This is a genomic window from Paenibacillus sp. JJ-223, assembly GCF_927798175.1.
Taxonomy (GTDB): domain Bacteria; phylum Bacillota; class Bacilli; order Paenibacillales; family Paenibacillaceae; genus Paenibacillus; species Paenibacillus hubeiensis.
In genome coordinates, this window is the sequence record NZ_CAKMMP010000014.1 from 173379 (window position 1) to 186781 (window position 13403).

14 protein-coding genes are annotated in these 13403 nt (G+C 51.4%); 4 read left to right on the forward strand and 10 right to left on the reverse strand.

Annotated elements, in window-relative coordinates; genetic code table 11:
- Positions 1-21: 21 nt before the first annotated feature.
- Together spoIIIAB and spoIIIAA are read right to left on the reverse strand one after the other, a co-directional pair.
- Positions 22-540, reverse strand: coding sequence for a stage III sporulation protein SpoIIIAB (gene spoIIIAB / locus L6H98_RS23225; RefSeq protein WP_236419986.1), 519 nt, complete (start codon positions 538-540; stop codon positions 22-24).
- The gene (gene spoIIIAA, locus L6H98_RS23230; protein WP_236419989.1) at positions 533-1543 is read right to left on the reverse strand and encodes a stage III sporulation protein AA; all 1011 of its coding nucleotides are present in this window, start codon (positions 1541-1543) and stop codon (positions 533-535) included. The genes spoIIIAB and spoIIIAA overlap by 8 nt, the downstream gene beginning before the upstream one ends.
- 222 nt (positions 1544-1765) lie before the next feature.
- Between spoIIIAA and L6H98_RS23235 the strand changes: the two genes are divergently transcribed.
- On the forward strand, positions 1766-2599 hold the full coding sequence (locus tag L6H98_RS23235) for a 2-phosphosulfolactate phosphatase (RefSeq protein ID WP_236419990.1): 834 nt from the start codon (positions 1766-1768) through the stop codon (positions 2597-2599).
- A 53-nt stretch (positions 2600-2652) separates the two neighbouring features.
- On the opposite strand, the gene L6H98_RS23240 is transcribed toward L6H98_RS23235, so the two are convergent.
- From L6H98_RS23240 to L6H98_RS23260, 5 genes are all read right to left on the reverse strand, one after another.
- Positions 2653-3906 (reverse strand): aspartate kinase, encoded by a 1254-nt coding sequence (locus L6H98_RS23240; protein WP_236419992.1) that lies wholly within the window; start codon positions 3904-3906, stop codon positions 2653-2655.
- A gap of 257 nt (positions 3907-4163) precedes the next feature.
- The gene (gene efp, locus L6H98_RS23245) at positions 4164-4721 is read right to left on the reverse strand and encodes an elongation factor P (protein WP_236419994.1); all 558 of its coding nucleotides are present in this window, start codon (positions 4719-4721) and stop codon (positions 4164-4166) included.
- A gap of 39 nt (positions 4722-4760) precedes the next feature.
- Positions 4761-5834 (reverse strand): Xaa-Pro peptidase family protein, encoded by a 1074-nt coding sequence (locus L6H98_RS23250; RefSeq protein WP_236419996.1) that lies wholly within the window; start codon positions 5832-5834, stop codon positions 4761-4763.
- A gap of 39 nt (positions 5835-5873) precedes the next feature.
- Positions 5874-6317 carry a type II 3-dehydroquinate dehydratase gene (gene aroQ, locus L6H98_RS23255; protein WP_236419998.1) on the reverse strand — a complete coding sequence of 148 codons (444 nt, stop codon included), beginning with the start codon at positions 6315-6317 and terminating at the stop codon, positions 5874-5876.
- Positions 6318-6397: 80 nt separating this feature from the next.
- Positions 6398-6964, reverse strand: coding sequence for a YqhR family membrane protein (locus tag L6H98_RS23260; RefSeq protein ID WP_236420000.1), 567 nt, complete (start codon positions 6962-6964; stop codon positions 6398-6400).
- A gap of 214 nt (positions 6965-7178) precedes the next feature.
- Here L6H98_RS23260 and L6H98_RS23265 point away from each other — a divergent pair, with 214 nt between their 5' ends.
- Positions 7179-8171: a DUF1385 domain-containing protein gene (locus tag L6H98_RS23265; protein WP_236420002.1), complete on the forward strand. Its 993-nt coding sequence runs from the start codon at positions 7179-7181 to the stop codon at positions 8169-8171.
- A 5-nt stretch (positions 8172-8176) separates the two neighbouring features.
- The gene (locus L6H98_RS23270; protein ID WP_236420004.1) at positions 8177-8503 is read left to right on the forward strand and encodes a hypothetical protein; all 327 of its coding nucleotides are present in this window, start codon (positions 8177-8179) and stop codon (positions 8501-8503) included.
- Between the two features lie 59 nt (positions 8504-8562).
- Here L6H98_RS23270 and L6H98_RS23275 read toward each other — a convergent pair whose 3' ends face one another.
- The 3 genes from L6H98_RS23275 to mntR form a co-directional block, all read right to left on the reverse strand.
- Positions 8563-9576 carry a patatin-like phospholipase family protein gene (locus L6H98_RS23275; RefSeq protein ID WP_236420006.1) on the reverse strand — a complete coding sequence of 338 codons (1014 nt, stop codon included), beginning with the start codon at positions 9574-9576 and terminating at the stop codon, positions 8563-8565.
- Positions 9577-9658: 82 nt separating this feature from the next.
- Positions 9659-11284 (reverse strand): family 10 glycosylhydrolase, encoded by a 1626-nt coding sequence (locus L6H98_RS23280; protein WP_236420008.1) that lies wholly within the window; start codon positions 11282-11284, stop codon positions 9659-9661.
- Positions 11285-11483: 199 nt separating this feature from the next.
- The gene (mntR, locus tag L6H98_RS23285) at positions 11484-11912 is read right to left on the reverse strand and encodes a transcriptional regulator MntR (RefSeq protein WP_236420010.1); all 429 of its coding nucleotides are present in this window, start codon (positions 11910-11912) and stop codon (positions 11484-11486) included.
- Positions 11913-12149: 237 nt separating this feature from the next.
- On the opposite strand from mntR, the gene splB reads away from it, so the two are divergent.
- A complete protein-coding gene (gene splB / locus L6H98_RS23290; protein WP_236420012.1) occupies positions 12150-13220 on the forward strand; it encodes a spore photoproduct lyase in 1071 nt (356 codons plus the stop codon).
- Positions 13221-13403: the final 183 nt, after the last annotated feature.

The window sequence follows — 13403 nt, forward strand, 5'->3', positions numbered from 1 at the left end:
CACCTCACTATCCCGGCAATTTCAGAAGATCAGAATTACGATTAACGCTCCTACAAGCATCCCGAGGTTACGGCTCATCCGTTCATACTTCATTTGATCGGCTTGTGCACGGGACTCTTCGTGCATCAGTTGCTGAATGGCTAGCGAGATATGTTTGGTCTGATCCTGACGGTCGCTGGTGCCAAGACTATAACTCAATTGCAGCATGACTTCCCGCTCATCCTCTTTCATGGCCGACTTGGCCCAAGCCTGCTCGATGCCTGATTGCAGACTGTCACGCGCCGTTTGCCCGTGAGGTCCCTCCATTCGGTTCCCCGCGTGCAGAAAAAGCGTGCGTACCGGCTCTTTGGTCTGAGCGGCCATTTTGTCCATTGCTTCCGGCAGGGGAGTCAAGCCGTAATTGATTTCCGTCATCAACCGCTGCAAGGCAGCAATCAGTTCCCGGAGCTGTTTGGGTCTGAGCGCGTATTGCCGGGCGCGATAAAAACCGATCATCGTACTTGCCAGAAGGATCAGCACCGCACCGAGCATGTTAAGCATAAGCTTCTCCTCCTGCTCCCGCCGGGGTAACCTGCAAACCACGCATCTTGCCGTCCGCGAGCCTGAAGCTGGTGCCCCGGCTCGTCCGCCGCAGCTGCACGTAACGCTGGAACGTCTGCCCTTCAATCAGGGCGCGCAAGGCAGGTCTGGAAGCAAGCTCCATGAAGTCGCGGCCGTGAGCGGTTGCGATGACGGATACTCCGGAATGCAGCGCCTCCATGACTGCTTCGGCATCTTCCGGACGACCGATCTCGTCCACAATCAACACGTCCGGTGACATGGAACGGAGCATCATCATCATGCCTTCGGCTTTCGGGCAACCATCCAGAACATCCGTCCGCGGACCGACATCGAAGCCGGGCACGCCGCGGTGGCTGCCTGCAATTTCGGAGCGCTCGTCCACGATGCCGACCTTGAGGCGGGAAGATAATCCCTGGACGCGCTCACCTGCCCCCGGCAACCCGGTACCGCTGCTGATCTGTCTCGCCAGATCCCGCAGCAGCGTCGTTTTCCCTTGCTGGGGAGGCGACAGAATCAATGTATGGAATACCTGTCCGCTCTTGGCATCCCACAGATGAGGCAGGATGCGGTCAGCGATGCCGTGTATTTCGCGCGCGATTCTCATATTGAACCCCGTGATGTCCCGCAAGTATTCGACGCGTCCTCCGCTAACCACGGTCCGTCCAGCAAGTCCAATCCGGTGGCCCCCGGGAATCGTGATGAAACCTCTGCGGAGCTCCTCTTCCAATGTATACAGCGAATGGTTGCTAATCATGTCAAGCAGCTTGTGTGCGTCTTCTTTGGAAGGAACATAAGCATCGTCCGGCTTGTCCGTCAGACTGCCGTCCGGGCACAGAAAATGATAGCTGCCACCGGCATTGGCCTCAAGCGGCCTTCCCGTGCGTATGCGAACTTCTTCCACTTGTTCCGATACAGCGGGCGGCATTCTTCCCAGAATGGTTTGGATCGGTTCCGGGAAGAGCTCCCTCCAGTTCACTTTCATGATCGGCCCTCCAACCCCACAATTGTGATGATCTCTTTTCTGATGCTGTTCCTATCTCAATTCTATGCCTGTACATTCGAATTATGACGACGAACTCTAGCAATTGTTCGAAAGGGAGAGAGTAGCGCAAGTGGAGAGACATAGAACTTCCAATTTTATTTATTTCTGAAAGGGTGGGGAGGCTGCAAACGATAGGCACCTGTCTATGGAAGGGTGCATATAGTGCACAAACAGATTCCGTTATCCCGATTCCGCTATGCGGACGATGGAGACATTTCCCCCAAGAGAAGAAAGGAGTTGTGGGGTGTGCAAGTGGATGTGATAGGGAACGTGGACGAGGTTCGAAAAATGGACATCGCCGGGCGGAGTGTCGTGGTGATCGACGTGCTGCGAACGACGAGCACCATCGTGACCGCACTCGCCTTTAACGCTGCGGCAGTGGTTGCGGTAGAGACCGTTCCGATGGCCAAACAACTGGACTTGAAGGATTGCATTCGCGGCGGTGAACGTTTCGGCAAAAAGCTCGCCGGATTCGAAACAGGCAATTCACCCTATGAATATATGACAGAAGACATTGCGGGCAAAACGGTTGTACTCACAACGACGGATGGAACGCGGGCATTGATCAAAGCTGCCGGAGCCAAGCATGTCCTCGCAGGTGCATTTTTGAATGTCAATGCCGTAGCATCGGCCCTGAGCAGGCTTCGAAGAGACGTTCTGCTTTTATGCGCAGGTCATCAGGGAGAATTCGCGCTGGAAGACGGCCTGTGCGCAGGCATGATCATCGGTGCCATGAAGGATCAAACGCCTTGCGAATTAAGGCTGAATGATTTGGGCATGGTCCTGTATCAAGCCTCGCTTCAATGCGAAAGCAAGCTGTTCGAGCTCATAAGAGCTTCCGCCGGGGCCAAAAGTCTTGAACGGCAAGGGAGGCTGCCCGATATTTCCTATTGCGTGCAGACGAACCTTCTGGACTGTGTACCCGAAATGGACGCCAGCCACCCGTTGCAGCTATTTCGCAAAATGGGGCGGGAACAGGCCTCTAATTTGTCGTAAACAAAAAGAGGCGTCCTGACCCTAAAGGGATGCAGAACGCCTCTTTATTTATTTTATCGACGGACTTCCGGGCCGCCAACAAAAGCTTGTTCTTCCGTATCCAGGTCGAATGCGGTATGCAGCGCTTTAATTACATCATGAAGTTTGTCTCCGTCAATGACGCAGGAAACCTTGATTTCGGACGTGCTGACCATTTTGATGCTGACGCCTTCGCCGGAAATCACTTTGAACATTTTGGCAGCTACACCAGGATGGCTGACCATGCCTGCTCCGACGATCGAAATTTTAACCAGCTTTTCTTCAGAGGTCACTTCGCGGTAAGGCAAACGGTTGCGGAGCCCTTCAATGACAGTCAGTGCTTTCTCGCGATCCGTCAAAGCCACCGAGAACGAGAAATCCGCTTTCCCGTCCATAACACCGCTCTGAACGATAATATCAACATCAATCTGTGCGGATGCGAGTTCGCCGAACACTTCGGCCAGTACTCCCGGAACATCCTGTACACCCATGATGCTGATGCGCGCTACGTTTTTGTCATAGGCGATTCCACTAACCACTACCCCTTGTTCCATTGCTGCTTCCTCCTTCACAACCGTTCCTTCATTATGGTTAAAGCTGGATCTGACGATCAAAGGCACACCGGAATGCTTCGCGTACTCTACCGCACGCGGATGCAGCACAGCCGCTCCCAGATTCGCCAACTCCAGCATTTCGTCGTACGAGATTTCCTTCAGTTTGCGGGCTACTTTCACGATTCGCGGATCGGTGGAGTAGATTCCGTCCACATCCGTGTAGATTTCGCAGGCGTCAGCCCGGATCGCCGCCGCAAGCGCTACCGCTGTTGTGTCTGATCCCCCGCGCCCGAGCGTGGTAATTTCCCCGTCTTCGGTCATGCCCTGGAACCCGGCCACGATAACGATGTTGCCTTCGTTCAGCGCAGCGGTTACCCGCTCCGGACGGATATCGTTAATGCGTGCCTTTCCATGAACAGGCTCTGTCACAAAACCAGCCTGCCAACCTGTAAAAGACACTGCCTTGCGTCCAAGTGCCTGGATCGCCATCGCTAGCAGCGATATGGAGATTTGCTCTCCTGTCGTGAGCAGCATATCCATTTCCCTTGCAGGCAGATCGCTGTTCAGCAGTTTCGCTTGATCGATCAGGTCATCCGTCGTATCTCCCATGGCCGAAACCACGACGACACATTGATGCCCTTCATCTGCTTTTTCCACAACACGCCCGGCTACACGTTTCATGCGCTCCGTATCTCCGACCGAGCTGCCCCCAAACTTCATGACGTACAATGACAACGCAAATCCACTCCCTACCTTGTGCAATATGCATACTTGATGCCCATCGCCATTATTCTCTCTGGAACATGACTTTAACCCAGTATAATACGAAAGTGTCAGATCGGCTAATCTTTTTTAACAAAAATGCTTTTCCGGTATGACGGAAAGGTCCAACCTCGCCTCAAGCATAACGATTCTAAAATGTGAAAAAACCCTTTGTCATCGAAATGACAAAGGGTTGGTGTATACACGGGCATACGCTTGTTCCGGCACGATTACGCGCGGGAAGAGTATTTGCCTTCGCGAGTGTCGATGATCAGCACGTCGCCTTCGTTAATGAACAAAGGAACTTGCACGTTCAAGCCGGTTTCCAGCTTCGCGTTTTTGGTTGCACCTTGGGCAGTGTTTCCTTTTACGCCCGGCTCGGTTTCAACGACCTTCAGCTCAACGCTTGTAGGCAGGTTGATCCCCAGAATTTCACCTTGATAGCTGACGATGTGCACGTTCATGTTTTCTTTCAGGAAGTTCAGTTCCCATTCCAGTTGATCGCTTGTCAGCGTGAACTGGTCGTATGTTTCGTTATCCATGAATGTGTGCTCGCTGCCGCTGGCATACAGGTAGGAAACGCCACGGTTTTCGATCATGGCACGGCCGATCGTTTCACCCGCACGGAACGTACGCTCAACCGTGTTGCCGTTGCGCAGGTTTTTCAGTTTGGAGCGCACGAATGCTGCACCTTTGCCCGGTTTAACGTGTTGGAAATCCAGCACGGTAAAGATATCTCCGTCTACCTCGACGGTCAAGCCTGTTTTGAAATCGTTAACTGAAATCACGAATAAATCCCTCCTGGTTGAGTTAAAAAATTACATGGTTTATCCGATTACGGTAAACTTCTTATCCGACTTCGTCAAAATACGAATGCCTGTCTCCGTAATCACGACATCATCTTCGATACGTACGCCGCCCAGACCGTCGATGTAAATGCCCGGTTCCACCGTAACGACCATGCCCGGTTTCAGCACATCGTCACTAAGCTTGGACAGACGCGGAGCCTCGTGCACTTCCATGCCCAGACCATGACCTGTGCTATGCCCGAATTGTTCCCCGTAGCCATGCCCTGCAATGATATCGCGCGCAAGGGCGTCCGCTTCGCGTCCGGTCATGCCCGGCTTCAGGTTTTCCAGCGTATGTAACTGCGCCTCCAGCACGATGTCGTAGATTTTTCGCAGCTCGGGCACCGGCGTTCCTGTTGCAATGGTACGTGTCAGATCGGAACAATATCCGTCCAGCAGTGCGCCGAAATCGAACGTGATCAGTTCATTTTGCCCAATGGCCTTGCTGCTTGCTCGTCCATGAGGCAAGGCAGAACGCACGCCCGAAGCCACGATGGTATCAAACGAAGAGGATGTCGCCCCGTTTTTCCGCATGAAAAATTCCATTTCAAGATCGACTTCCGCTTCAGTCATGCCCGGTTTTGCAAACTGCAAAACATGGCTGAACGTTGCATCCGCCAGATCAGCCGCTCGCTGCATAACAGCGATTTCGTTCTCGTCCTTGAACATTCGCAAATGCTCCACGATACCCGATACGGCTTTTAATTCAATGGATTGAAGCGCCTCGGCATAAGCGCCATACGTTCCGTAAGAAACATGGTCCTGTTCAAAGCCGACTGCCGTGATGCCGCTTTGGGCCAGCAATTCGCGTACCGTTTCAATCGGTTTAGGACCATGCTCGACCACGTTGAAGCCTTCGGCTTGCTGCGACGCTTGCGCCATATAACGGAAGTCGGTCACCAAATAAGCTTCTTGCTCCGTAATGAGCACATAGCCGGATGAACCCGTAAAACCCGTCATATATTGACGGTTCACCGGACTTGCGATCAGCATCGCTGCCAATCCGCGCTCCTGCATCGCCTCGCGCAGCTTGTTCACTCTTTTGTTTTCCATCGGTAACCCTTCCTTCTCTCACATTCCCGGGTTCCCGGCTCAGGTTTGTTTGTCCAGATGACGCACGAGAGCCAGCAATCCCAGTTCATAGCTTACTTCGCCAAATCCGGCAATCTGCCCGATCGTCACTGCAGCAATGACTGATTGATGTCTGAAAGCTTCACGCGCATGAATGTTAGATAAATGAACCTCCACGGTAGGAACCTTTACCGTACTGATGGCATCGCGCACGGCATAACTGTAATGGGTCAGCGCGCCGGCATTCAGAATGATTCCGTCCGCCTCGCCCAAGGCCGCATGGATGCGATCAATAATGTCCCCCTCGTGGTTGGATTGGTAAAAAGCGATGGAGACACCCAGCTCCTCGGCTTGTCTGCGAATGTTGTCCTCAATCTCCTTCAGACTAAGCGTTCCGTAGATGCCCGGCTCGCGTACGCCAAGCATGTTCAGGTTCGGGCCATTGATCACGACGATTCGTTTCATAGCTGCTCCATCCTTTCTGCAAATAACCATCTGCTATTTTAACACAGCCATTGCCGGATTGAGAAGCTTTTTTGCGGCTGCTAGCCCGCTTCTTCGGGCTCGCGCTTCCGCTCGTCCGTATACTCCATCGCCACGGTGTAACCGATAAAGAGGCCCCACAGCAAAAAGAAGCACAATTCGGTGAAGATGGAGTCCCAGGTCAGGCGGTTTATAGGCTTCATCATCCCCAGCTTGGGACCGAGAATCACGAACAGGATGACCCACCATACGATGCCGTAAACCATGCCGGGAATCGGCCCTTTTTGTTTTCTCAGGCTAAACGTGTATATCACCGACACGAGGATGGAAAATGCGATAAAAAACAACCATCCCGTCAAATGGCCTGCTGCCGTATATATGAACCGGTGCTTGAAAAAGGGTTCCGCCAGAAAGCCTATAGGCACGACCGTAAAGTGAAGGAAATAAAAAAACCAATGTACCCCGCCCCAAATAAAGCCGGCAAAAAAACCGAGCTCAATCGCAAAAGGCAGCGGCTTCGTATGGCCTTGTTGCTGGCTTTGCCTCGGCCTCGCCTTTCTCTTCGATTCTTTCGAGCCCGTCTTGGGATCTTCCGCATGTATTGTCCGTTCTTCCACATATTCTGCCATTTGCATTCTCCTCAAGATTTAATCGTTCTCCTGCCTGCAGAATCCTTGCAGCCTTGTTCTCCGTCCCAGGTAGTATGCTCCAGTTCAGGCGAATTTAACAACCAACACCGCGGATATCCCCTCAACTAGAAATTGCTTTCAAAATTCGATACAATAAGGATATTAATCGACCTTCGAGCCTGAAGGGATATAAGAGAATAGGATGGTGAATAATTTGCCTCAACAATCCAAACCTGTCAGCTACGGGGGGCAAGCCGTCATCGAAGGCGTCATGTTCGGCGGCAAACACGTGAACGTTACCGCTGTGCGGAGAAAAGACGGCGAAATAACGTATCTGGAAGTTCCCAAGCAAGACAAGTCCTGGGTCATCAAACTGCGACGCATACCGCTTCTGCGCGGGATTGTCAGCATCATAGATTCCAGCGTCAAAGGCAGCAAACACCTTAATTACTCGGCCGACGCCTACGCGGACGATGAGCTGGAGCCGGAAGAACGCGAGAAGCAAAAGGACAAACAAGGCTCGGGCTGGAGCCTGAGCATGATTATCGGCGTAACCGCTGTAGCCATCCTTTCTTTTCTTTTCGGCAAAATTGTTTTGACGCTGCTCCCGGTAGTCGTTGAGAATTTCCTCTTCAAGAACGCATTTGACAACCAGTTCCTGCATAATTTACTGGAAGGCGTGATCAAGCTGATCCTGCTGCTCGCTTACTTGTGGCTGATCTCGCAAACGCCGATGATCAAAAGATTGTTCCAATATCACGGCGCGGAGCATAAAGTAATCAGTGCCTATGAAGCGGGCGAAGAGCTCACACCGAAAAACGTTCAAAAATACAGCCGTCTCCATTATCGCTGCGGAAGCAGCTTTATCATGCTGACGGTGATCATCGGGGTATTCCTCTATTCGCTCTTCACATACGACAATCTGTGGGAACGCATGGGACAGCGCCTGCTCCTGCTGCCGGTCGTACTGGGCATTTCGTTTGAACTGTTGAAAATCACCAATGCGATGCGCGATATTCCTGTACTTCGCTATCTTGGGTACCCAGGACTGTGGCTGCAGCTGCTGACAACCAAGGAACCGACCGACGAGCAGGTCGAAGTATCCATCGCATCGTTTAACCGCATGCTTGAGCTTGATGCCAAGCTCGCCAATGCTTCCAGCACGTCGGAGGTTCCTCTTGCAACTCTTGATCCTGTGAAAGGGTGATTGATATGAACAAGCAGGCGATCGTATTTTGGGCTTTTATCGTTCTCGCCGCTTTCGGAGTACTCAGCTGGTTGTCCAACGCTAGCATCGTCCAGATTTTGATTCCAGTGGTGGTCTTGGGAGGTGCATTCCTGCTCTACAAATTTCCGCCCCGCCGCTGGCAACGCAAACAGACGCCGAAGATCAAGCCTTCAGCGAAAACGATGGCCAAGGTCAATGCTCAGAACAGTGCCAGAAAGAGCCACTCCACGCGTAAACGCAAAGATTACCCGTTCCATGTCATTCAGGGACAAAAGGGAAAAAACGATGAGGATGTACCGAAATTCCATTAACACATTCGTTTGAAACATGAAAAAGCAATGCTTTTGCCCCATAGGCGAAGCATTGCTTTTTATTTATTGGAGGGAGCGGCTTTGGGCAATGTCCCCTGCACTGCTTTGCTGCTCGAATTCCGCCGTTCCTTGTTTAATTGCTCCCCGTATGTCTTGACGTTCCAGCCGTTGAAAAAGTCGGTACCCGAAGCAACCCCTGATTCGTACAACGCCAAGCTTTCGTCCGGGGTTAAGCGGAATTGGGTCGGCTTGATTCCAAGCGTCGGTATTTTAACGGTTCGGAAGCGGTTGATCTGCTCAATGTAACGCTCATCATGAGCCGTCAGCATCGTTTCTACCAAAGCTTGAAGCATGCTTAGCGGGCCCTTGATCGTCGCCGGCTGTCCCTCCGTTTTGCCGACCATTTTGAATCCGACCACCGGAATGATCTCCCCGCTCCGCTTCGAGCGTTCCCCTTCAAACAACCATAACGGGAAATTGCTGAGCAATCCCCCGTCCACGACGTAAACAAATTGTTGGCTGAACGGCAGCCCTTTCGAGAATGCCGGCGATTTGCGAATGACAACCGGGTCGAAAAAGTAAGGGATGCTGCAGCTCATGCGCACAGCTTTGGCAACATCCAGTTTGCCGGGTTCGATGCCAAATCGGCTGATGTCGTCAGGCAAAACCAAAATGTTGCCGCCGGAAATGTCGGAGGCAATGACGTTCAGTTTGCCAGGGGGCAGGTCGGCAAAGGAACGAATGCCCTTTTGCTGCAGCATGCTGCGAATCCATGTTTCCAAGGCTTCGCCAGAGTACAGTCCCTTTTTCAAAAAAAGCCTTGCCGCCGGACCAAGCCAGCGCACATCAAAAATCGGGGCACGACGCAGCAATGATGCAAATGGCGTATTCTCAATAATCCCCCGCATTTCGTCCGCTTTATACCCCGCGGCAATCAACGCCGCAACGATCGAGCCCGATGACGTGCCTGCAACGCGATTGAATTGCACCCCATGATCTTCTGCGCTTTTCACCGCCCCGGCGAGTGAAATTCCTTTCACTCCTCCGCCTTCAAAGACCGCATTGATCAACATAAACAAACCCCCGTTCCCATGCAACAATAGTTCTACTGTCACTGTATGAGAACAGGGGCCCGTCATATGTCGTCAATATGCATTACAAGCCGTAATATGATTTCAACCTTGCGATTAAACCGAGCGGGTCCTTCGTCAAGTATTGGGAGCTGAAATAAATATCTCCGCCAATGGCGTTGTATCGTTCATTGTATGCCAATTGATCGATGATTTCCTGCGAAGTCTGCCACCCCGATTCGGTGGTTCCTATTTTGTACGGGGAGTGTCCGATATACAATTTGACATTTGTATTCGCGACTTCGTTAACCCACCAATCTACGACTTTGTCATAACGTGCGGCGCTCAACGTCATGCTCCAATATACTTGCGGAGCCACGTAATCGATCCATTCCTGTTTGATCCAAGTACGCACATCCGCATTCATGCTGTCATACGCGGTTACACCTGCTTTGGTGTCTGAACCCGTCGCATCCACCGCTTTATTGCGCCATACGCCAAATGGACTGATTCCGTATTCCAGGTTCGGATTCACCTGATGAATGCTTTCGCCAAGCTGCTTCACGAACTGATTGATATTGTCGCGGCGCCATTCGGCACGATCACTGGTGTTTAATGTGTTATAAGTCCTGAATGCCGCATCATCATTGAAGGTCACGTTGGACGGATAGAAATAATCATCCAAGTGCACCCCGTCAATATTGTACCGGTTTACCACTTCCATAATCGTATCGATGATATGCTGCCTTGCCTCCGGAATGCCGGGGTTGATGTACAGCTTGCCTCCCGCATTGACGATCCACTCCGGATGAAGCTTGGATACATGATTCGCCGCCAATCCCGTTGTGCTCGCCGAATTCGTGGCGCGGAACGGATTGAACCAGGCATGGAACTCAAGCCCGCGTTTGTGCGCCTCCTCAATCATGAATTCCAGCGGGTCATAACCCGGATCTTTGCCTTGCGTTCCCGTAAGCACACTGTTCCAAGGCACCAGATCCGAAGGGTAAATGGCATCCCCGTTGGCTCGAACTTGCACGAACACCGCATTGATACCCATACCTTTTAATTGGTCCAGCTGCTGCGTATAATCCAGCTTCTGTTTCTCGATATTGCCTTTTGCGCCGGATGACGGCCAATCGCCATTCACCGTGGAAATCCATGCTCCGCGCATCTCGTCGGTTGCAGGCACATTGCCCGATTGATCTGAATTGCCCGGATCGACCGGTGTAACCGGCGTAGGATCAGGCGTCGTCTCCGAACCGGAGTCGTTTGTCAGCGTGAACAGATCAATCGTCTGCGTCGCCTGGGTCCAGTTCACGCGAATGCCCAGGTTTTCGCTGACGAACCGGAGCGGCACCATTACGCGCCCCTGTTTCACCTCAACCGATGCATCCAGGTTCACCGTCGCGTTATCCACCGTTGCTTGCTGTTTTCCCTTCGTCATTTGAATGATCGTGCCCGACTTGTTGATCGTTACCGTTTTGGTGGCTTGGGACCAGAATACGGATGCTCCCAATCCTTCGCTAATAACTCGGAGCGGCACCATAGTCACATTCACTTTGGGCAAAATATAAGGCGCCACATCCGACTCCAGACGCTGCCCGTCCAGATGAATCACAATGTTCTGACCGGCTGCTTGAGCAGACAGCCCTGCCGTTTGCAAACCCAACACAAAAATCAGCAGCATAACCAGGCTCTTACGAAACTTCATCCATTCAATCCTCCATCATATCCTTTTTCGCGGAAAATTCTGCTAGTTTAATAGACGCGTCAAGTGACCGTTTTGTTGCGATAAATGGATAAAATGCTGGCAAAAAAACGAAGGATGCCCTCGCGGCCTCCAATGGCACGGGGACATCCTATGTTCTTGCAGCATGATGGATGAAGCGGCTCCTTATTCCGGATCAGAACTAGGACTCCGTGTTGCTCATGACTTCCTGCAATTTCCGGAGATCGTTCAAGCGGTTTTCGTTCTGCCTGAAATATTCGACCAAGGTTTCGATGCATGTAATCGAGTCCCAGCTCAAATGATGCTCGATGCCTTCAACGTCTTTGTAAATGTTCTCTTCCTGCACGCCGATGGTCGTCAAAAATTCCTCCAGCAAATGATGACGTTCCATTAATCGCTTGCCCATCTTTTTCCCTTTTGGAGTCAGTACCAATCCACGGTACTTTTCATAAATCAGGTACTCGTCCTTGTCCAGCTTCTGGATCATCTTCGTCACCGAAGAAGGATGCACTTCCAATCCTTCAGCGATATCGGATACGCGAGCATAGCCCTTTTCATCAATGAGTTTGTATATACGCTCCAAATAATCTTCCATACTGGGCGTTGGCATCTGCTTCCCTCTCTTCTCTCTGACCGACACACGACACGATTCGCGCCTGGTCCCTATCCTTTAATGATACATGTTATCAATGCGCATTGGCAAGTCCTGCGCGACCCTGAACCATGCAATCCATCCTTCTGCCCACCATGAACGCAAAAAACGCTCAAGTATTTGGCATGCGTGCATCTGCTCCAAATAACCCAAACTAATCTTGGCAGCCAGCCATGAAAGGAGCAAACCAACCTTATGAGTACGAGCACAGCGTCTCCTCCCGTCCGGAAGGCAAAGGGGACTAAACCCTTTATTCCCGATTTGGTCTATTTTGAACCAGGCGCGCTGGAATACGACAAAGGAAAACGCATCATGGAGTGGGTCAAGTCCCAAGACATCCCTTACCAAATGACCACTTCCCATAACAGAATTACGAATTTACCGGGAGAGACGGAGCAGGAAAAATATCGCATGGCCAAACGCACACTCGTTGTGGGCGTACGAAAAACGCTGAAATTTGACCAATCCAAACCTTCAGCGGAGTATGCCATTCCGATTTCCACAGGATGTATGGGCCATTGCCATTATTGTTACCTGCAAACTACCTTGGGGGCCAAGCCATACGTAAGGGTCTACGTAAATACCGAGGAAATCATCCAGGCAGCGAAGGGTTATATCGACGAACGAGCACCTGAAATTACCCGCTTCGAGGCAGCCTGTACATCCGATCCGGTGGGCCTGGAGCATATTACGGGAAATTTGGGCGACCTGATTCGTTTCATGGCTGACGAACCATACGGACGCTTGCGTTTTGTGACCAAGTACCATCATGTTGAACCGCTGCTGGATATTAAGCATAACGGCCATACCCGCATTCGTTTCAGCGTTAATGCCGATTACGTTATTAAAAATTTTGAACCCGCAACTTCCAGATTCGAAGAACGAATCGAAGCTGCAGGGAAAATTGCCCATGCCGGTTATCCGCTCGGTTTTATTATCGCTCCAATTATTTGGTACGACGGCTGGGAGAAAGGCTACGCCGAATTGCTGCAAAAGCTCGCGGATACCCTCCCTGAGGAGGCGACCAGCAATCTTACCTTTGAAATGATCCAGCACCGTTTCACCAAAACGGCCAAAGCCACGATCGAGAAACGTTACCCCAAAACCAAACTTGAAATGGATATCGAAAAACGCAAAATGAAATGGGGCCGTTGGGGGCAGTATAAATACGTCTACAAAGACGACCAGCAGGACGCGCTGCGCGAATTCATTACGGAGCGAATTTTTGAACATTTTCCATTAGCCAACATCGACTATTTCACTTGACTGTTTCGCATCCAACCAAAAAAGCCCCATGAACCGGATTCGCATCCGATGTTCATAGGGCTTCTACTATCAAACTATGGCTATATAAGCCACAAATAACACACGTTAACGGAGGGGCAGATCCAATCTGAAGAAGCGAAGCTAAAAGCTTTCTGTAAGAAAGCTCCATCGAAAGCATACGCT